Annotated in this window: 20 protein-coding genes; 12 read left to right on the top strand and 8 right to left on the bottom strand. The window is 54.6% G+C overall.

The features are described 5' to 3' along the window. The first annotated feature begins 1 nt into the window (after position 1). The 4 genes from RY831_RS16645 (at position 2) to RY831_RS16630 (ending at position 2214) form a co-directional block, all read left to right on the top strand. Positions 2-436, top strand: coding sequence for a MotA/TolQ/ExbB proton channel family protein (locus tag RY831_RS16645; RefSeq protein ID WP_326507502.1), 435 nt, complete (start codon positions 2-4; stop codon positions 434-436). Beyond that, a complete protein-coding gene (locus RY831_RS16640; RefSeq protein WP_326507501.1) occupies positions 433-807 on the top strand; it encodes a hypothetical protein in 375 nt (124 codons plus the stop codon). The genes RY831_RS16645 and RY831_RS16640 overlap by 4 nt, the downstream gene beginning before the upstream one ends. A 64-nt stretch (positions 808-871) precedes the next feature. Beyond that, a complete protein-coding gene (locus RY831_RS16635; protein WP_326507500.1) occupies positions 872-1174 on the top strand; it encodes an ArsR/SmtB family transcription factor in 303 nt (100 codons plus the stop codon). A gap of 65 nt (positions 1175-1239) precedes the next feature. Further along, the gene (locus RY831_RS16630) at positions 1240-2214 is read left to right on the top strand and encodes a zinc-dependent alcohol dehydrogenase family protein (protein WP_326507499.1); all 975 of its coding nucleotides are present in this window, start codon (positions 1240-1242) and stop codon (positions 2212-2214) included. A gap of 45 nt (positions 2215-2259) precedes the next feature. Here the strand turns inward: RY831_RS16630 and RY831_RS16625 are convergent, their stop codons facing one another. Both RY831_RS16625 and RY831_RS16620 read right to left on the bottom strand, forming a co-directional pair. Then, positions 2260-3519 carry a diguanylate cyclase domain-containing protein gene (locus tag RY831_RS16625; protein WP_326507498.1) on the bottom strand — a complete coding sequence of 420 codons (1260 nt, stop codon included), beginning with the start codon at positions 3517-3519 and terminating at the stop codon, positions 2260-2262. Between the two features lie 421 nt (positions 3520-3940). Further along, positions 3941-4558: a DUF3293 domain-containing protein gene (locus RY831_RS16620; RefSeq protein WP_326507497.1), complete on the bottom strand. Its 618-nt coding sequence runs from the start codon at positions 4556-4558 to the stop codon at positions 3941-3943. A 38-nt stretch (positions 4559-4596) separates the two neighbouring features. Between RY831_RS16620 and RY831_RS16615 the strand changes: the two genes are divergently transcribed. Beyond that, on the top strand, positions 4597-6006 hold the full coding sequence (locus RY831_RS16615; RefSeq protein ID WP_326507496.1) for a DUF2863 family protein: 1410 nt from the start codon (positions 4597-4599) through the stop codon (positions 6004-6006). A 99-nt stretch (positions 6007-6105) separates the two neighbouring features. Here the strand turns inward: RY831_RS16615 and RY831_RS16610 are convergent, their stop codons facing one another. After that, on the bottom strand, positions 6106-6795 hold the full coding sequence (locus tag RY831_RS16610) for a DUF4197 domain-containing protein (RefSeq protein WP_326507495.1): 690 nt from the start codon (positions 6793-6795) through the stop codon (positions 6106-6108). Positions 6796-7095: 300 nt separating this feature from the next. On the opposite strand from RY831_RS16610, the gene RY831_RS16605 reads away from it, so the two are divergent. Further along, a complete protein-coding gene (locus RY831_RS16605; RefSeq protein WP_326507494.1) occupies positions 7096-7788 on the top strand; it encodes a hypothetical protein in 693 nt (230 codons plus the stop codon). A 543-nt stretch (positions 7789-8331) separates the two neighbouring features. Here RY831_RS16605 and RY831_RS16600 read toward each other — a convergent pair. Continuing rightward, entirely contained in the window at positions 8332-8655 is a 324-nt protein-coding gene (locus tag RY831_RS16600; RefSeq protein WP_326507493.1) for a response regulator, read from the bottom strand. A 286-nt stretch (positions 8656-8941) separates the two neighbouring features. Between RY831_RS16600 and RY831_RS16595 the strand changes: the two genes are divergently transcribed. Then, positions 8942-9316, top strand: coding sequence for a response regulator (locus RY831_RS16595; RefSeq protein WP_326507492.1), 375 nt, complete (start codon positions 8942-8944; stop codon positions 9314-9316). A 159-nt stretch (positions 9317-9475) separates the two neighbouring features. Here RY831_RS16595 and RY831_RS16590 read toward each other — a convergent pair whose 3' ends face one another. Further along, positions 9476-10633 (bottom strand): D-alanyl-D-alanine carboxypeptidase family protein, encoded by a 1158-nt coding sequence (locus RY831_RS16590; protein ID WP_326507491.1) that lies wholly within the window; start codon positions 10631-10633, stop codon positions 9476-9478. Positions 10634-10692: 59 nt separating this feature from the next. Between RY831_RS16590 and RY831_RS16585 the strand changes: the two genes are divergently transcribed. Both RY831_RS16585 and RY831_RS16580 read left to right on the top strand, forming a co-directional pair. Next, on the top strand, positions 10693-11127 hold the full coding sequence (locus RY831_RS16585; RefSeq protein ID WP_326507490.1) for a hypothetical protein: 435 nt from the start codon (positions 10693-10695) through the stop codon (positions 11125-11127). A 271-nt stretch (positions 11128-11398) separates the two neighbouring features. Continuing rightward, a complete protein-coding gene (locus tag RY831_RS16580; RefSeq protein WP_326507489.1) occupies positions 11399-12715 on the top strand; it encodes a PQQ-dependent sugar dehydrogenase in 1317 nt (438 codons plus the stop codon). Between the two features lie 125 nt (positions 12716-12840). Here the strand turns inward: RY831_RS16580 and RY831_RS16575 are convergent, their stop codons facing one another. Then, positions 12841-13050: a hypothetical protein gene (locus tag RY831_RS16575; RefSeq protein WP_326507488.1), complete on the bottom strand. Its 210-nt coding sequence runs from the start codon at positions 13048-13050 to the stop codon at positions 12841-12843. Positions 13051-13855: 805 nt separating this feature from the next. Between RY831_RS16575 and RY831_RS16570 the strand changes: the two genes are divergently transcribed. Then, the gene (locus RY831_RS16570; RefSeq protein WP_326507487.1) at positions 13856-15562 is read left to right on the top strand and encodes a diguanylate cyclase domain-containing protein; all 1707 of its coding nucleotides are present in this window, start codon (positions 13856-13858) and stop codon (positions 15560-15562) included. A 23-nt stretch (positions 15563-15585) separates the two neighbouring features. Here RY831_RS16570 and RY831_RS16565 read toward each other — a convergent pair whose 3' ends face one another. Continuing rightward, positions 15586-16542: a GlxA family transcriptional regulator gene (locus tag RY831_RS16565; protein ID WP_326507486.1), complete on the bottom strand. Its 957-nt coding sequence runs from the start codon at positions 16540-16542 to the stop codon at positions 15586-15588. Positions 16543-16657: 115 nt separating this feature from the next. Here RY831_RS16565 and RY831_RS16560 point away from each other — a divergent pair, with 115 nt between their 5' ends. Together RY831_RS16560 and RY831_RS16555 are read left to right on the top strand one after the other, a co-directional pair. Beyond that, positions 16658-16963 carry a DUF3817 domain-containing protein gene (locus RY831_RS16560; RefSeq protein WP_326507485.1) on the top strand — a complete coding sequence of 102 codons (306 nt, stop codon included), beginning with the start codon at positions 16658-16660 and terminating at the stop codon, positions 16961-16963. Continuing rightward, positions 16960-17484: a CopD family protein gene (locus tag RY831_RS16555; protein WP_326507484.1), complete on the top strand. Its 525-nt coding sequence runs from the start codon at positions 16960-16962 to the stop codon at positions 17482-17484. Before RY831_RS16560 ends, RY831_RS16555 begins: the two co-directional genes overlap by 4 nt. A gap of 93 nt (positions 17485-17577) precedes the next feature. Here RY831_RS16555 and RY831_RS16550 read toward each other — a convergent pair whose 3' ends face one another. Beyond that, positions 17578-18303, bottom strand: a complete 726-nt coding sequence (locus RY831_RS16550) for a Crp/Fnr family transcriptional regulator (protein ID WP_326507483.1) — start codon at positions 18301-18303, stop codon at positions 17578-17580. Between the last annotated feature and the right edge of the window lie 45 nt (positions 18304-18348).

The raw sequence follows: 18348 nt of genomic DNA, 5'->3' as shown, positions 1-18348 counted from the left end.
AATGAATGATCTAATGTCCTTCGCCTGGCTGCATGAGGCGGTCACCTGGCTGCTCGTGCCTGCGCTTGGCGCGCTGTTGCTGGCTTGTGCAATCGCCGTGATCGAGGCCGGCATTGCAACCGGCGAACGTTATTACGGCATCGCCAAGCTCAAGGCCGCCGGCGATATTCATCGCGTGCAGCGCATCGCTCGTCATCGACTGGAACGCGCCGACCTGCTTGCCCGCATTCCGCCCATGCTCGGGCTGATGGCGACCATCATACCGCTCGGGCCGGGACTCGCCGCACTGGGGAAGGGGGATCCGGCACAACTGGCCAGCGCCGTCACCGTCGCGTTCGACGCAACCGTGCTCGGCCTCGTCGCCGGCATCGGCGGACTGGTGATCGGCAAGCTGCGCCGCCGCTGGTATGAAGAAGCGCTGGAGGCCATGGAATGAGCGACCGTCAGCCACGCAAACGCCTGCATCTTTATTCGCGGCTTGATGCCCGTTTCGACGACCATGATGAAGATCCGCGTGCAAGTCTCGTCAATCTGGTTGACGTCATGCTTGTCTTTGCCTGCGGGCTGCTGGCCGCACTGGCGGCCGGTACGCAAAGCGCGCTGAAAGTCCCGCAGCCGGTGGATAAGGGTCGCGAGATCGAGCAACCCGCCGCCGGCATCACCCAGCAGGGTAGCGGCTATGACCGCGTCGGCGAGGTGTTTCGGGACCCGAAGACCGGCAAGCTGGTGTTGATCGATGCCGCTTCTTCCGGTGGGAAAAATGAAGTTCCGACGCGACCGGAACCGGCAGGCAACCCAGCGAAGTAATCAGGGAGGCACGGAAAATCCGAATCAATATTGATATATCGGGGATTTTCGATATAATGCCGACATGGACCTGCTCGAAATCTTCAAGGCGCTTTCCAACAAGACGCGCCTGCAAATATTAAAAGGATTGAAAGATCCCGCGAAGCATTTTCCGCCTCAGGATGAGGGGGATGTGAACATCGTTGGCGTTTGCGTGAGCAGTATCCAGGAAGGTATCGGACTATCCCAATCTACGGTATCGGATTATCTTGCGACCCTGCAGCGTGCTGGTTTGGTCGAGGCGAGGCGCATCGGGCAGTGGACATACTATAAGCGAAATGAGAAAGCGATCAAGTCGTTGGCAGACATGATTGGCACGGAGCTTTAGTTTTTATTTAACATGTAATATCGTTAATTCGCGATATCCCTTTTTTACGAATCGATGGAGATGTTATGAAGGCAATGGTGCTGAAAAAATTCGGCGAGCCCGAGTCATTTGAACTTGAAATCCTGGCAAAGCCGGAACCTGGCCCAGGACAAATCTGCGTCGAGGTGCATGCAACTTCAATCAATCCGCTCGATTACCAGATACGTCGCGGCGATTACCCCGATCTGGTGCCGCTTCCTGCGATCATCGGGCATGATGTTTCCGGGGTCGTGGATTCAATTGGGCCTGGAGTAACCGCATTTTCACCAGGCGACGAAGTCTGGTACACGCCGCAGATTTTTGGCGGTGCGGGCAGCTATGCCGAATTTCATGTTGCCGACGCAGCAATTGTCGGTAAAAAGCCTGCTACTTTGAATCATCTCGAAGCCGCAAGCCTGACGCTAGTAGGCGGGACCGTATGGGAAGCATTGGTATCTCGAGCCTGCCTGAAGGTCGGTGAAACCATTCTCATCCATGGCGGAGCCGGAGGAGTTGGTCATGTTGCGATTCAACTTGCCAGATCGATCGGCGCACGGGTCTTAACGACTGCCCGATCTTCCAATCATGACTTTGTCAAGGCAATGGGAGCCGATGTCGTGATCGATTATGAAAGGGAGGACTATATCGATGCGGTGGCACAAGCCACCGGTGGGCAAGGTGTAGACGTCATCCTTGACACTATCGGCGGGAATACGCTGTCGAGGAGTCCGGACGTTCTTGCACAGCTTGGTCGCGTGGTCACGATTGTCGATATCGCGCAGCCGCAGAACCTGATCCAGGCATGGGGCAAGAACGCCAGCTATCATTTTGTCTTTACCAGGCAAAACCGTGGAAAGCTCGATGAACTGAGGACGCTGGTCGACCGGGGACACTTACGTCCGCATCTGGGTGCAATATATTCTCTTCCGCAGATCCCACAAGCCCATCGACGCCTCGAAAGCAGGAGCAACGGCTTGCAGGGCAAGATCGCCATTGCGGTAAAGGCCGGATTAACGACGTAGGCGAGGCGGCGCCATAGTGGATAAAGCCGGCCGAGTCCAACCCAACTAGGCATTGACTGTTGCGGGTACCGGATTGAGCGCGAACCGATATCGGTTCTTCCCGCTGTTCTTTGCCTGGTTCAATGCCTGGTCCGCAACATGCATCAGTTCACCGGATGAGATTCCGTTGTCAGGGTAGACGCTAATCCCGATACTCGTCGACACACTGAGGGTTCGGCCTTTGATCGAATATGGTTTCGAGATGGCATCAACCAAGGTTCCAGCGATTTGCGCGATCATGGCCGGCCCGTCCAGTTCGGGTACTACCACGATAAATTCATCACCGCCGATACGCGCCACCGTGTCGCTTGATCGTATCGCCGCTCTCAAGCGCCTAGCAACACTTTGCAGCAATTCATCGCCGGCATCGTGGCCGATGGTGTCGTTCACCTTCTTGAAGCCATCGAGATCCATGTACATGACAGCAAGTGAAAGTCCATTCGTGCCGGCACTGGCGATATGGGCATCGAGCCGGTCCTGAAGCAGCCGCCGATTGGGAAGGCCGGTCAACACATCATGGTTTGCGAGATGCCGCATTTCAGCGTTCGACTCCGCGGCTTGATGCACGATGCGATTTACCCGGCGGTACTGCCATACTGCGCCGCCGAACAGGGCGAAAGTCACGGCAGCGAGCATGGCCCACATCTTGCCGTAGGCATTGTCACGTACATGCAGTGCTTCGTCGAGGCGGGTATTTTCGTAGGTTTCCATCTCCTTGAGCACGTTGTTGATACGCTCCGTTTCGAGTTTGTCCTGCTCGGGTGACATCAGCAGGTGCGCCGACTGCATATTGCCTGATTCCCGCATTTCGACAAGGAACTGCAGCGTGGCGAGCCGGGCTTCTACGAGTTGTTCAAGCTGTACTGCTTTATCGCGCTGGAATGGATCTTTTGATGCAAGCGCGTGGATCAGATCTGTCGTCCAGCGTACTTCCTCCACTGCGTCGACATATGGCGTCGCTGCGAGCTCACCGCCAAGAATATAGCCGCGTTCGCTTTTTTCCGCATTGGTGAGATGGATTTGCAGCTTGTTCAATGTGGCGACGACTTCATGGTTACGAGCCTTGAGCATTGCGGCACTTTTGAAGTCGGAAATGATGTGAAACATCGACCAGCCGATCAGAAGGGCAAGAGCGCTCGCCATGGCAACTCCAGACACCAATGTCATGAGGGCCAGCCGGTTTTGATTGGTAATATCGCCCCGCTCTTTACGTCCTGAACGGGGCACGATCGTACCGGAATTTGCATGCCAATATTGCAGTTTCATACTGCGATTTACTCCCATGATTTCGGTTGGACCAGCCGCTGAAGCTACCGGCTGCTTTTCCACCAAGCTTATTCATTGTTACCCATAGGACATTGATCTAAGGAAATAGATTCCTTTTTTACACAATTTGTTACTTATTCGTAATATCAAACTGATCATGGAAAGCATGGCGTCATTGGACCCGAGGAAAACGATTGGGCTCGATATATTGATTCAGGTAAAGGAAGTAGGTCAAAGCAGATCAGCGCTTCCGCAGCGCCGAAAGGCGGCGAGAAGCCAATGTTGCTGATCCAGTCAATGAAAATAGCGCGTCGCAAGAAGGACGGACCATGCTTCCGGAAGCCCGTGGAGGCAACGCATGGTGAAGTTGGTCTTTTGCATGAGTCCGCAGCAAGCAGTCAGACAGGGACCCATGCCCGGGTCATCGAGGCCCTTTCTGCCGTACCAGCGGGTGCAGCATCAGCTCCGGAGGACCCGACTGATTACACCAAAGGAGCGCATGCTGGTCGAATTCCGTTAATAGCGATTCGGCTTGCGCGCCACTGATATCGAGTACCAGATATGCATCTTCGGCAGTGTCGGCACTGCTTTCCGCCTTCCGTTCGGCAGGCAGTGCCTTCAGCTTGAGCTGCTTGATCGCTGTAGCGAGTGCGGCATGGCGTGCCTTGTTTTTCGACGCCGGCAATAAGCAACCTGCCGGATTGCAGGCGGAGACGATGGCTGCGGTCGCGGCACCATGCGTCTTGAGCAGTTGTGCCAGTTCGGAATTTCGAATGCCGGCCTGCAGCTTGAGCCTGCGCGGCAAGTTGATCGAATAAAACATCACACGATATGCGGCGCGTTGTCGGGCAGAGAGTGTGGCACCTTCAATTGGAAGGTTGGGAGAGGACTTCATGGATGTGGTCTGGAAAGGTACGAGTAACACAACGCGGAAATTCCGTTTGCCATCATTATACTGTACATACATACAGTCTTTACTGTCGCTGATGTATGCCGGGGGCTGGTCGATGATGACGGTCTGCTGATTTATTACGCGCATATCCAGTACCCGGCGCTGCTGATCCAGATCTCAAACGCTTGTGCCGGGAAACCTTCCATTCGGCGACCGTTGCCGCGATTCAGGAAGGCTGTAAACTAGGGGATGAATTAAGTAAAGTACGCCGCAGCGAAAATCCTCTCCTGCATTGTTCGAATCGACCAGCAGGCGACATGCGAGGAGGAAGCGAAGCAAAAGCCTGTGGCATCCAATGGATATTCCCCTTTATGACGAAAAAGATAAAAGCTTCGATAAAAGCACCGCTAGAAAAGAATGCACACGGACACGAAGAACGCGACGATGCGTTGACTGACAAACTGATCGAATTGGCGATCGAGCTCCGCGACGTTGATCTCTATGCAACGTTGAACGACGACAAGACAAAGGCCCTTGCCGTCCTGCGCAAAACCGTCCGCAAATGCCTGCAGAATGCCCGCGAGCAGGCGCTCGATGAAGCGCTGGAGACAGTCTACGAGAAGGATGTCAAGGCGTACCACGTATTACGCGAGAGTGTCGAGGAACAAGCGGGGACAATATTGCTGCGTCGCGATTCGGGTCCCGAACTGGAAGTCAATGCGTTTGCCGTGCCGATGTTCGTGCATACCCAAGGAGGACTGCACACTGACCAATGCTTTCAGGACGGCGACGCCTTTGAACAATTGAGAGCCAGCTTCATCGAGCATGGCCTGGAAAGCCGGCATGCAAGCGTGGTGCTTGTCAGCCATGCGTATCATCCTGACGAAATGGACCGTATCGGCTATTGCCACCTGAACGCCATGGTACAAGAGGCGGCCGATGCCATGACCCGCAAGAAGGCATCCATGGCGGACGCGATCGTGAGAAGCCTGTCGGGTTGGCCGCCATCGGGTTTCGCGCCGGACGACCAGGCGGTCGAGCTGCGATTCCTCGTCGGTTTTGCACTGAAACCGGCCGATGATCCTTTCTATCGTGTGCCGGAAAAAGCCGCGGCAGCCGATCGTTACTTCGAGGCGCGGGCGGAGCGATTCCGCAAGTGGACGCAGCAGGTAACGCCGTTGCTGCAGCGCTGCCTTGTCACCGACGGGCGCGAGGTGCGGATTGACTTCTTGTACCAGGATCTGTTCCATGGCGCCCGGGAGGCGGCATTGATCGAACTGAGCGTACTGCGCGTCCTGACCGAAGTGCGCGACCTGTTCGAGACACAAGGGAATGGTGCGACAGACGTCGAGGCGGTCATCGGGCCGGTCGATTCGGATGAGGAGTCGCTGCTGCGGGTGAACTTGTCGCGCAGCGCCGGCAATGCAGATTTGGGTTATGCGGAAAGACTGCTCAGCCGCACGGAAAGCATGGAGAGCGCAATCGACGACATTGCGGATGGATTGACAGCGATGGGAATCGTCGAGGTCAAGATTGCAAGTGCATTTGATTCGGAAGGCTGTCCCAACAGCGTTCGTCCCTATCGCAAGCGATAGCCTGGACAGCAGCGATAGGCGGCTTGCCAGTCGCTGCGCAGCGTCGATTGCCAAAACTGGAATTCGGCGGCAATCGACCCGAGCGCATCGAAAACAGATTTACCGTATTGCGCCGAACACCTTGCCGAGGATCTTGCTGCCGGTTCCGACCGGATCCTGACGGATCGCCTTTTCCTCTTCCGCGATCATCGTAAACAAGCCGTCAAGCGCACGTTGGGTAACGTAATCTTCAACAGTCACCTGCTGCCCGGCGATTCCCAGCTTAGTCACCTGGTTCATCGTATTATTGTATTGGGTTGAAAGAGCGGATTGGTCAGTGACCTTTTTCACAATCGGGAGAAATTTTCCGGCAAGCTGGGCCGAAGTCTTATCCCGGAAAAATTGAGTTACCGAGGTGTCCCCGCCGGTCAGGATTTGTTTCGCATCCGTCACGGTCATGGACTTTACTGCATTGAGCAATAGCGGCTTGGCAAGAGGAACCGCCTCTTCAGCGGCATGATTCATGGACACGACAAGTTCATCAAGCTGTTGGCCGCGACCTGCCAGTTTAATCAGTGGCCGTGCCTTCTCAAGGATCGGCGGCAGCTGGATCTTTACTTTATCATTCCCCAGAAATCCGTTATTGACACCCAGCTTGTTGACTGCGGCCGTGGAGCCTTTTTCGAGTGCAGCCTTCAATCCACTCGTGGCATCCCGATTGGATAAATCCGTGATTGAGAGAGCAAGAGCGCTGGATGCAGTAAAAAACAGCGGCAGAAGCATTGACTTTCGAATTGCAAAAATAGGCATGGCAGTTTGTCAGGACATTCAAGTTATCTGTAAACCGAGTCTACGCTGATACTCATGTTCTAGCCACCAGCGATTCCTGCAATCGTATTCACCTCAAATGCGCTGGCGAGATGCTGACTGGATAATAAAGGAAACCTGGCCACGGCCTCCTTCAACGAGGAACCATCACCGTGCCATCGACGCGAATCGCTTGGCCATTTTTTAACTTGAAGCTGCCTTGCGAAGGCTTGTACTTGAGCGTGTTCCCTGGTGAACCATTTAGCCTGCGTGCAACCTAACAGCACTCGTCAAGGCATGGTTATGGAACTCAGCAAAATCGAAATTAAGAAATTGGCATCAGCGTTGGACACCCGGAAGTATCGTCGCAACATGCAGCGCAAATTCCCGCATACGGAGTACGTCAGTCTTGTAGACAAATTCTTCGCCGGCAAACCTGTCACGCTGACGGAAATGAATACGGTCTGCGCTAGCGAAGAGACGCGTTGGGCTTACGTCGAGTCTCTTTTGCGAATATTTCCCGCACACGCGGCACTGGCACTGGAAGGAGTCTGGAATGGCGAAACAATAACGAATGGCATGATGCTTGCGCACGCGATTACGAAGGCGACCATCTTCCTTCCGATCGAAGATTTTGCCTACGTATTTGCCAGAGTAATGCGCCATGCTGACGGCGGCGGCATTTCATATACGGATGTGGCGCAGTCGCTGGAGAAGGCCAAGGCTCTTGACGACAGATGTTACGAAATTTTTACCGGCTGGATCAGCGACGCTATTGGCTCCAGGGAGCGAACGCTGGACCTCGCAATGCATACCGCTGGCGAGCGATTATTTGCAATCGGTTCGCTGCTGAGCGAGCATGAGAAAAGACATGGCCACGCGACGGATGACCAGATTTGCATTGGCATCATCAAGGAACTGCTTCTCGGTGACCGGGAGTTCCGCGTAACGCGAACCGCAAAGCGGAATACTGCTGGCATCAGCTTGAACGCTTAATAACATCACCATACTTCCAACATCGTAGGCATGGAGACGTTCGGTCCATAACGATGTTGATTTGGCATTCTTATGATGCTATCCATAGTTAGCAGCAACTAAAGAATGCATGCACGACCGCGGATTGCGCCAACTACCGGTTCGGCAATGCATACCTTTGGCAAGAGCCGGTTTCGCAGGTCGCTTTAAGCTGAATTGCTGAATCCGGAAAAGGAGGCAGCATCTGCGCAAACCATGACAGAAAGTCGTGGCGAACCGCCAGAAATCTTTGGTTAGAAAGAAGATAAAAAAACAATGTAGGCAAGTAAAGCACTGCCTGTCAAATACAGGGTACTCCGTCGTTTGACTGCCTGGTCTTTAAGTCCAAAGATGGGGCGTCGAGAAGGATTGAAGCGATTCATTTTTACCTACAGCAATGCAGTGACGAGGAATGCTTACTTTCGCGTTGCCACAGGGAAATGTCAAAGCAATTCTGCGAAGGTGCCGGTCATCCTGGCTTTTTGTAGCGTGTTTACCCCAGTAAACCGGTGCGACATGCTCCAATCACTTCCGGATGGCGACGATGGATGAAAGCAGACCTGCAAGCCTGACGGGTTCAACAAGATGGCGGTCGAATCTGGACTTTGCTGATCTATTGGCGCCGCCGCCGCCGCCATAGCCAGTCAAGGCCACAAGAGATATGGCTGCTTCCAGCGAACTGTTCTTGAGCCGTGCTGCAATCTCGAAGTCCTTCTTTGCCGGCAAGCCGATCTCGATGAATGCGATTTCGCGCACTTCTTCTGCGGCGACACAAAAACCGTCCATTTTCCGCCACGTTCGTCCCTCACAGTGAAGACCGGCATCTCCTGAAACAAACTGCAGCGACATGTGTATTCGCCGGCCATGCGACGTGTACTTGATTGCGTTATCGAGCAGGTTGATTACGGTCTGCTCCGCCACCCCGCGGCCACGTCGACCCAGTCCTGTTCTGTCGGGACATGCGGTTCGTGATTATTCTTTCCGGTTTTTCTTGAAGTTGCCTGAAGTGCGGAGTCATAAATGACTCCAATAAGAATTTTCTTACGGTGAAATTCCGGTATGCACTGATTGTTCGGAATCGGAACAATCAGGAAAATGATCGATGTGAAAATAGTGTCGTGGACTTGAACGGTTTATGCAGACGAAAAAAATCCTCCTTGTGGAGGACAATAGAGATGTGCGGGATTTACTCAACAGGATGCTTGGCCGCCTCGGATACTCGACGACCGCAGCAAGCAGCGCGGAAGAAGCGCTTGTTCACCTCGAAACGCAGTCCTATCCGGTACTGCTTACCGACGTCGTACTTCCGGGACTATCCGGAACGGAGTTGGCGGAACGGGTGCATGCATCATCACCCGCCACCAAGATCATTCTGACAACCGGACAAGGTTACCTGCTTTCGAATGGCCTGCCGTTCGAGTTCACGCTCGTCCCCAAGCCATTTCATCTTCGCCACATTGAAGCCGCATTAACATCGCCTGCAACGACCCTGGAGAGCAGGGCGCTATAAGTGACGTGACCGGGAAATTGGTTTTCGTTCGGCGGTCCGCTTCCGCTAGGACGTGGTTCCGGACCAACCGCCCACCGTCACCCGACCGTCTTTGGCGAGCACGCATCCATGAACACCAAAGACGTCGCAGGAGGAAAGGCGGGGTTCGCCGGCCGCCGCTTAGGCGAACCGCATGCGCAGCGAGTCCCAGATTCGCGCGAAAAAGCCGCCTTCCTTGACATCTTCAAGAGCGACCAGCGGCAGATCGGCCAGCGGCTTGCCGTCGAAGCTTACCTTGACCGTGCCAACCTTGGTGCCTTTGGCAATGGGAGCCGCCAGCTTCTCCTGCAAGACAATCTCGGTCTTGATCTTGCTGCCGGCACCTTTCAGGAGAGTCTCGTAGCGATCGGCGCCAAAGCCGGCCTTAAAGGAATCCTGATCGCTTTTCCATACGGTGGGCGTCGCGAGTTGCTGGCCATTGCTGGCAACCTTGACACTCTCGAAGTTGGAATATGCCCATCCAAGCAGTTTCAGGCTTTCGTCGGCGCGCACCCGCGGCGATGTGGTGCCGGTTACTACAGTGATGATCCGCTGGTTGCCGCCGCGCTTGGCCGAGGCAATCAGGTTGTAGCCCGAACCGTTCACATAGCCAGTCTTCATGCCGTCGACGGTTGAGTCGCTATACAGCAGCAGGTTGCGGTTACCCTGTTTGATATTGTTGTAAGTGAATTCCTTGATCGAATAAATCTTGTAATCTTCAGGGAAGTCACGAATCAGGCGCAGGGCCAGCACAGACAGGTCTTCCGCAGTCGAGTAGTGCTCGGGATGCGGCAAACCGGACGCGTTCATGAAATGACTGCCTTTCATGCCGAGTTCCTGCGCTTTCTTATTCATCATCGCCGCGAATGTCTCTTCACTGCCGGCGACCGCTTCGGCAAGCTGGACTGCTGCGTCATTGCCGGACTGGATAATCAACCCATACGTCAGATCCTTGATCGACACCGGCACTTTCGGGTCGATGAACATCTTGGAAGATGATTTGTCAACCCGATAAGCATTGAGTGATACATTGACCATCTGGTCCCATTGCAGACGCTTGTCGCGCACCGCCTCGAATACCAGGTATGCGGTCATCACCTTGGTTAGTGAGGCGGGGATGATGCGCATGCCGGCTTCATGGGAAGCCAGCATCTGGCCGGTATTGGCGTCGAGGACAGTCCAGCTTCGCGCTGCCGCGGCGGGCGCTGGAACGGTTTGTGCGGCGGCAGGTAAGGCTCCTGCCAGAATGGCACTCGAGATGAGGGCGCGGGCGGTGATGGAAACAGTAAGCTTTAGCATGCAAAAAAATGAAAAAGGAATAGGGGCCTGCCGGCCGCGGTAACGCAAGGCACTGGCAAGTGGCATGCGGTATTGGCAACGCGTGGGCAACGGCGCCACGGTCGTTTTTCTACCGAACGGAAATTATAATCGGTGATGGCGGAACGGCTGAAGTTATTGCAGTTGGTAGCATTTCTCGATCGGGTTCACGCGAAAAAACCACAGCATTATGCACCGGCACCGCAGATGCGGTGCCGGTGTTTTTCAAACTCATTAACAATTTTCAGATAATTGTTAAGAATCCAAGCCCGCGTCCATGTATCTTAAAAGACGCTTTTTATCGAAATGGAAAATACTTCGCACATATTTTCATCAAGATATTGGACATGGCGGAAGGCGGCGGTACTGTCGTCACTTCGCTCAGACCGGATTCACGACGCCGGCAAATCGCAGAAAATCGGTCATCGGCCGACAATCTACAGTTGCGGCGAGTCTTGCGAGCCATCGCCGTATAACGTGTCGAGGCCGAGCAGTGGACGTAAGCGCACTTTTCTAGTGTCGGCAAGAAAACCGAGTGGTCAAGCACCGCAACAGGCAATCCGAGACCAGACCACCTTCATCGGCTCCTTGACAAGATGCGCACAGGCCTAAAAAAGGAAGAGTTGTTTGCTTGGATCACCAGCATCGGGTAATGGTGCAATGCGAATGAATCAACCGGTTGCCAATTTTTTGTCTTTAGGGTAAGTTTTTTATGGGGTGCCGCCCGCACCGATACTAGGAGTGGTCATGCATTTTGCGCTTTATCCTGCCGGGTTGGCTGGAATCCTGTTGTTGAGTGCTTGCACGGAATCGGCAAAGCTACCCATCGAATCGGGGATCGGGACCGAGCCTCAACTTCCCGCCCCTGTCAGGAACCTGATCCCGACGGTTAACATCGCACCGGCCCAAGGTTGGCCGGAGAACGCGCTCCCGAAGTCGGCTTCGGGCCTGACCGTCAAAGCGTTCGCCCGTGGCCTGGATCATCCGCGCTGGCTGTACGCATTGCCCAATGGTGACGTGTTGGTGGCCGAATCCAACCGCCCGGCAGACGCTAAAGGCGCGAAATCCGGTGTCGCCGGATGGATCTCGAAGATAGTAATGAAGCGGGCAGGCGCAGGGGTGCCGAGCGCAAATCGCATTACCTTGTTACGCGATGCCGATGGCGATGGCGTGCCGGAGATGCGTACCGTTTTTCTCGAAGGTTTGAATTCACCTTTCGGCATGGCGCTGGTGGGCAATGCATTGTATGTGGCCAATACCGATGCCCTTGTTCGTTTTCCATACCAGCCTGGCGCGACGCAGATCAAGGAGCCCGGTGTCAAGGTCGCGGACTTGCCGGCTGGCCGAATCAATCACCACTGGACCAAGAACGTCATTGCCAGCCAGGATGGTTCACGCCTCTACGTTACCGTCGGTTCGAACAGCAATGTCGGTGAACTTGGCATGGAAAATGAGGTGAATCGTGCCGCAATCCTGGAAATCGATCCGGCCAAAGGCACATCTCGCCTGTTTGCGTCAGGATTGCGCAATCCTAACGGCCTTGCATGGCATCCGCAAACGGGCGCGCTCTGGACCACGGTCAACGAGCGCGACGAAATCGGCAGCGACCTCGTGCCGGACTACATGACCACCGTAAGGGATGGTGGATTCTACGGCTGGCCTTATAGTTATTTCGGACAGAACGTAGACGAACGGATGAAACCGTCGCGGCCGGACCTGGTCGCGACAGCGATTGTGCCCGACTATGCACTGGGCGCGCATACCGCCTCGTTCGCCATACACTTCTACGAGGGGAAACTCCTGCCGCAGCAATACACCGGCGGTGCGTTCGTCGCACAGCACGGATCATGGAATCGCAGACCTCACAGCGGGTATAAAGTCATTCATGTGCCATTCAAGGATGGCAAACCATCCGGACCTGCCACGGACGTGCTTACCGGGTTTCTCTCGGACGAAGGCAAGGCCTTAGGACGTCCGATCGGCATCGCGGTCGACCGTACAGGAGCTCTGCTTGTCTCGGATGATGTGGGCAACATTGTCTGGCGCGTGACGCCTGCTCCTTGAACTGCTGTGGCTCGCTCTGCGATTCAATTTGCCGCGGTCACCATCGCGCCGCCGGCTTCCGGTTTTACCATCGCTGAAAGCTCCGGAAAATATGGAAACGGGCAAGCCGTAAATGACATGCGGTGCTACTGCGTAGCGGAACGGCGCTTTAAGCGCCGCGCGATGCGCACATGCGACACCAACACCTCGATCACTTCACGCTCATGTTCCACAAAGATCGTGGAAGGTTTTCCATTCAACTTTTCCAGCAGCATGCAGTCCTTGGTGTATTTAACAGTTCCGAACCGCCCGTGCTCCAGTTCCTGGCCAGGTTTCAGTAACGACTTCTCCAACATCTTGCAATCCAATCCAGGTATTTAATCCGTCACAGCTGTCTTGATTCAAGATGCAGCTGCCGAAAAACGGGCGCTACACAGCGATTTCGCCATGCATAAATGTTTCCCACGGGAAAATATATCATCTCAGCTTTGCTTGCAGCATTCAATAAAAATCCAGCGAATAGCGCTGCTTTGCGCTGCTCGGCAGCTCAAGCTGTTGCTGGGAAGCGTCTCCAACGCGCCTGACCAGAGCGCCTAAAACCTGGGGTGCGAATTGGGCATGTTGTCCTGTTAGGCAAGGCCGAACTTGCGTCTTGACTTGGAACCAGACGCGGAACGCCTATCGGTGCCAGCAAACCTAGGCCGAGATTCACTCTTGGCCCTGTTTTTAGTACGGCCGCATTGGTAGCCTGGTTCGGTGATTTCAGGCAGAAGCTGCCTCAAGTAGCAGAGCAAGCCAGACACCTTCATTGCTTCAAATGCGGCCCCAGGTGCGAGACGTATATCAAAGTATCCCTTCCAGATTTCCGTCGTCTATCTTGAAAGCTTGCTATCTGCAGCAGGCATGGAATTACTTATATGTCAGACGGAAGACATATGGTATCTTATCAATTAAATATTTCCTTAATGCAAATTAAAGCGTCGACTGCATCCGCGATGCATGACGCAGGGCGGATTTCTTCGGTGGGACAAGCAGCCTCGTTGGCGGCTTATTGCACAACGAACAATAGATATTGGTGCAAATGCTGTAGATTTTATGGAAAAGTTATTGGTGTATTAAAAGCACAAGAATCAGTCTGCGTTACTTTCCAGGTGACTCCGAATGAATAGCAGATACGCCCGGGTGATGGACAAGCTTGGCAGCATTAAATTTCGGCTGCTAGGACTAGGGATTGTCCTCATCGCACTTGGTATCTTCGTACGTCAGTTCATAGCGCTCCCGCTTTTTCAAGATCGGGTGCGCAGCCTGGCAGCATCGCAGCAGCACGCGATCGCGACCTATGTAGCAGGCAGCATTAACTACAATATTGAAACGCGCCTCGCTCTGATTGAGCGCCTTGCTGCCGAAGTGCCACGAGAGCTTGTTTCGCAACCGGAAAAATTAAGTAGCTGGATCAGGGAGCGACAGACCATTAATCCCGCTTTTACCAAAGGACTGGTCCTACTGCCTCCTTCCGGCAAAGGTGTAATCGCGGAATTTCCTTTGACACCCGACCGTGCCAGCGTCGATTTCTCAACATCAGACTGGTTTCGCGCCGCCTTGGATAGCGGGAAACCGGTCATGGGCAAGCCCGAGCGTGAGCGAGTGACGGGCGATGCCGTGATGTTCTTTTCCGCGGCGGTGCATGATGGCTCCGGTAGTCCCGTGGCGGTGCTTGCGGGTGAGGTACAACTCGACGCACCGGGTTTTCTTGATCAGTTGCAGCAAACAAAATTGGGTGATAGCGGCGGGTTTCTGCTGATTTCGCCCGCCGACAAATTGTTCGTCGCTTCGAGTGATCCTTCCATGGTGCTCAAGCCCACGCCGCGGCCCGGTATAAATCTGCTGCATGACCGCGCGATGTCTGGTTTCCGCGGCACTGGGGTTACCGTCAATGCCAAGGGCGTGGAAGAGCTATCGGCCATGGTGAGCGTTCCAAGTACTGGCTGGTTCGTCGTCGCGCGCATGCCGACCAAGGAAGCTTTCCGCCCCGTCAATGAATTGCGCAGTTTCGCCTTAAAGGCCAGCGCCATACTGGGTTCCCTTGTTTTCGCGGTACTGCTATTCGCATTGCCGCGACTCTTGCGTCCGCTCTCGGAGGCGGCAGCCGCAATACGTGCGATGGCCGACGGCAAAACCGAAATTGCTCCACTTCCCGTTATCCGCAATGATGAAGTGGGCAAGCTTCTGGGAGGATTCAATGTTCTTGTCGAAAAATTGCGGAACGAAGAAGCGGCTCGCAAAGCAAGCGAAGAACGACTGGTTTTTCTTGCGCTTCATGATTCGCTTACAGGGCTTGTCAATCGTATCGGACTCGAAGGGCGCCTGGAAGATGCATTGGCTAGAGCGGAGCGCGCCGGTTCTCAGCTTGCATTACTGTTCTGCGATCTTGATGGATTTAAATCAGTCAATGATTGCTACGGTCATGATGCAGGCGATATGGTACTGCAGCAAGTGGCACGTCGACTTGGCGATGGACGACGCCTAAGTGATACGGTTGCACGCATAGGCGGTGACGAATTCATCATATTGCTTTCGGATCTGGATGATGCGCGTGCGGCGGCGGCAGTTGTTGCTGCGCGATGTCTGGCGACCCTGTGCGAACCGTTCCACATCAATGGAGACGAAAAGACCCTGGGCGTGTCGATTGGTATTGCACTGCATTCCGGCGCATCGGTTCCGGCATCATATTTGATTTCACGCGCGGATATGGCAATGTACCAGGTGAAGCAGAACGGAAAAGGAAGTTTTTTCTTCATCGACGATATGATGACCGTCGAGGCTGGAAACGAACGGCACGCCTCACCGATGAATGATGTGCGTACCTGAATTCCCGGCACCTCATGTAATGGTCAGGAATCCACTCTTGCTGATTTTCCTTGAAAGACGATGCGGTATCGCTGAGGCGGCGCGCCGACGATCCTGCCAAAGCGTTCCCGAAAAGTCGTAACCGAACCGAAGCCGACGTCGGCGGCAATTCTCTCAATCGAAAACGCGGTAGTTTCAAGCAAGCGCTGAGCGCGTCTCACCCGCGCCGTTTGCAGCCACTGCAAAGGCGACACCCCCGTTTGTTCACGGAAGCGCCGGGTCAGTGTTCGGGTGCTCATGGCTCCTTTTTCAGCCAGGGTTTCAAGAGTCAAAGGCTGAGCCAGATTATTTTCAGCCCACTGCATGAGTTTTTGGAGCGGCGATTCGTCCGTTACGGATGGGTGTGCAATATACTGTGACTGACCACCTTCCCGAACAAGCGGCGTCACGGCGAGTCTCGCCGAGCTTGCAGCCACTTCCGCGCCGTAGTCATTGCGGATCATGTGCAGGCACAGATCCATGCCTGCCGAAGCGCCGGCGGAGGTCAGGATATTTCCGTTATCGACGAACAAGACGTTCGGGTCGACTTCTATCAACGGATAAAGTCTCGCAAGCGCGGACGCTCCCAGCCAATGTGTCGTTGCGCGTTTGCCATCCAGAAGGCCCGCCGCGGCCAGGATGAAAGCGCCGCTGCAAATTGACGCAATCCGGCAGCCTCGCGCCGAGGCCTTCTGCAGTGCCGAAATGACCTTGCCGGAAACCGGCCGGTCGGCGTCGGCAATGCCAGGGACGATAACAGTATCCGCGCCGTCCATTTCCTCCAGGCCGTACGCTGTTTTAATTTCGAAAAAGCCGGCGCGAACGCTTCGATGCTCACTGCAAACCAGGACCTGGTACGGGCAGACAATGCCAGGCACCGATACACGGGCAAAGACATCGCATGCAATCCCCAGATCGTAGGGCAGGACATCATGCAGTGCTAGGACGGCGATTGTATGCATGCGGCGCTTCCTTTTTTACCATTGGCTGAAATCCGTCGAATATTGGCATTCTAGCCAATGGCGTGCATCCTCGCATGTCCTGATAATTGTTGCACTCGTGATCCGGGAGGTCTAAATGAAACGTCGCGCCACTACCATGCTGAGTTTGAAAACTGCTTGCCTAATAGAAGCGGCCACCTTGGCCGGCCTCGTTTGCATTGCAGTTCCCTTGAAACATCTGGCTGGCTACAGCCTTCCGGTATCCATTCTGGGACCGGTACACGGCATGGCCTTCCTGACGTTTCTCTGGATCGTTATCCATGCCGCATCAAGCGGAAGTTTGCACCGGAGAGAAATATGGCGGCTTTTAATCAACTCGGTCATTCCATTCGGCGGTTTCTTCAGCGCGGCGCAGCTCTCCCGTAGAGAGTCCGAGCAGTGATCTATCAAGTCATTAAAGCCATCCATGTCGCGTCGGTCATGAGCTTTATCAGCGGATTGCTGATACTGGCGGTGGCGGCAAAGGCAAATAATCTGGTGGTACTGCGTACGGTCCGTCGCTGGGACAGATGTTTTACATTACCGGCATTGGGGTTGGTCTGGATAACAGGCCTAACGATTGCCATCCAGGGACAATGGTTTGGAAATACATGGCTTACGATTAAGCTTATTACCGTCGCTGGTTTGTCCGGGTTGCACGGGGTGCTTACCGGCGCACTGCGTCGAATCGAGTTTGAAAGCACGGCAACAGTTCCTGAATTCTTGCGGCAGGCTGGCGTCGTTGTCATTGCGGCCATTACCGTGATCAGCTTCCTGGTCATTTTGAAGCCTGCTGTGCCAAGTTTTCGAGCTTTCACTGGCAGTCAAATTACAACGGCCCAGCCTGCGGCTTGTTCCACTATGGCTGGCCTGCAAAACGCTGAACTGCACGCCGCCGCGCGACCATTGCATCGGTGCGCCTGATTGGCTGCAGTGTGCCCGGAGTCGCACTGAAAATGTGCGCACAGCTAGCCAGAGGGCTGCGTGGTAAGTCCATCGCCGTCAGTACCGCCTTTCCTATCCTACGGGTGTCCCTAATGCCCGGGCAAACTGTCTTCTTACGACGGCATAGCATTCGCAAACGGTTTCCTCCAGGCCGGCACGGTCCAGAATTTTTATAGTGCCGCGACGGTAATCAAGCAAACCTGCTTGTTGAAATCGACGGGCAATCAACGACACTGCCGGCCGATGGACGCCGAGCATATCGGCGAGGAACTCCTGGGTCAGCTGGAATTCATCGCCTTGAATCCTGTCATGGCTGATCAGAATCCATCGTGCGAACCGGTTTTCAGTGCTGTGCAGGCGGTTGCAGGCGACAGACTGCGATACCTGACTTAAGTAGGCCTGGAAGAAGCGATAGACTAGCCGACGCAATTCGCTATTGCGCTCAAGTGCCTGATTAAAATTTTCCCTGCGCAGCCGGAGGCTATCTCCTGAAATTTGGCATATCGTTGTTTCGGTCGCGACCGTGCTACCGGTCAGCACATCAACGGTCGACATGCCCTCGTTTCCGATGGTGCCGACTTCCACCGCCGCGCCGTCTCGCATGATCGCCAGCACCGAATGACAGCCGGACAAAGGAAAGTAGACATACTGAATGTCTTTGTCACGTTCGAACAGCACGGTTCGCATTGGAGTAGGGAAATACTCAAGTGCCGGTCTGAGCGCATGGTATTCGGCTTCCGGGAGGCTCGCCAAAATGTGGTTGCTGCATTCTGCTGGTGTTGCGGGAACGCCCGTCATTCTTTCTCCGTAACCGATCACGTTAACGATAAAGCAGCAAGCCCT

It is taken from the genome of Noviherbaspirillum album (genome assembly GCF_035916955.1).
GTDB classification, from domain to species: domain Bacteria; phylum Pseudomonadota; class Gammaproteobacteria; order Burkholderiales; family Burkholderiaceae_D; genus Noviherbaspirillum; species Noviherbaspirillum album.
Note: the sequence above shows the minus strand (reverse complement) of the source record. Positions and strands in the feature narration are given on the sequence as shown.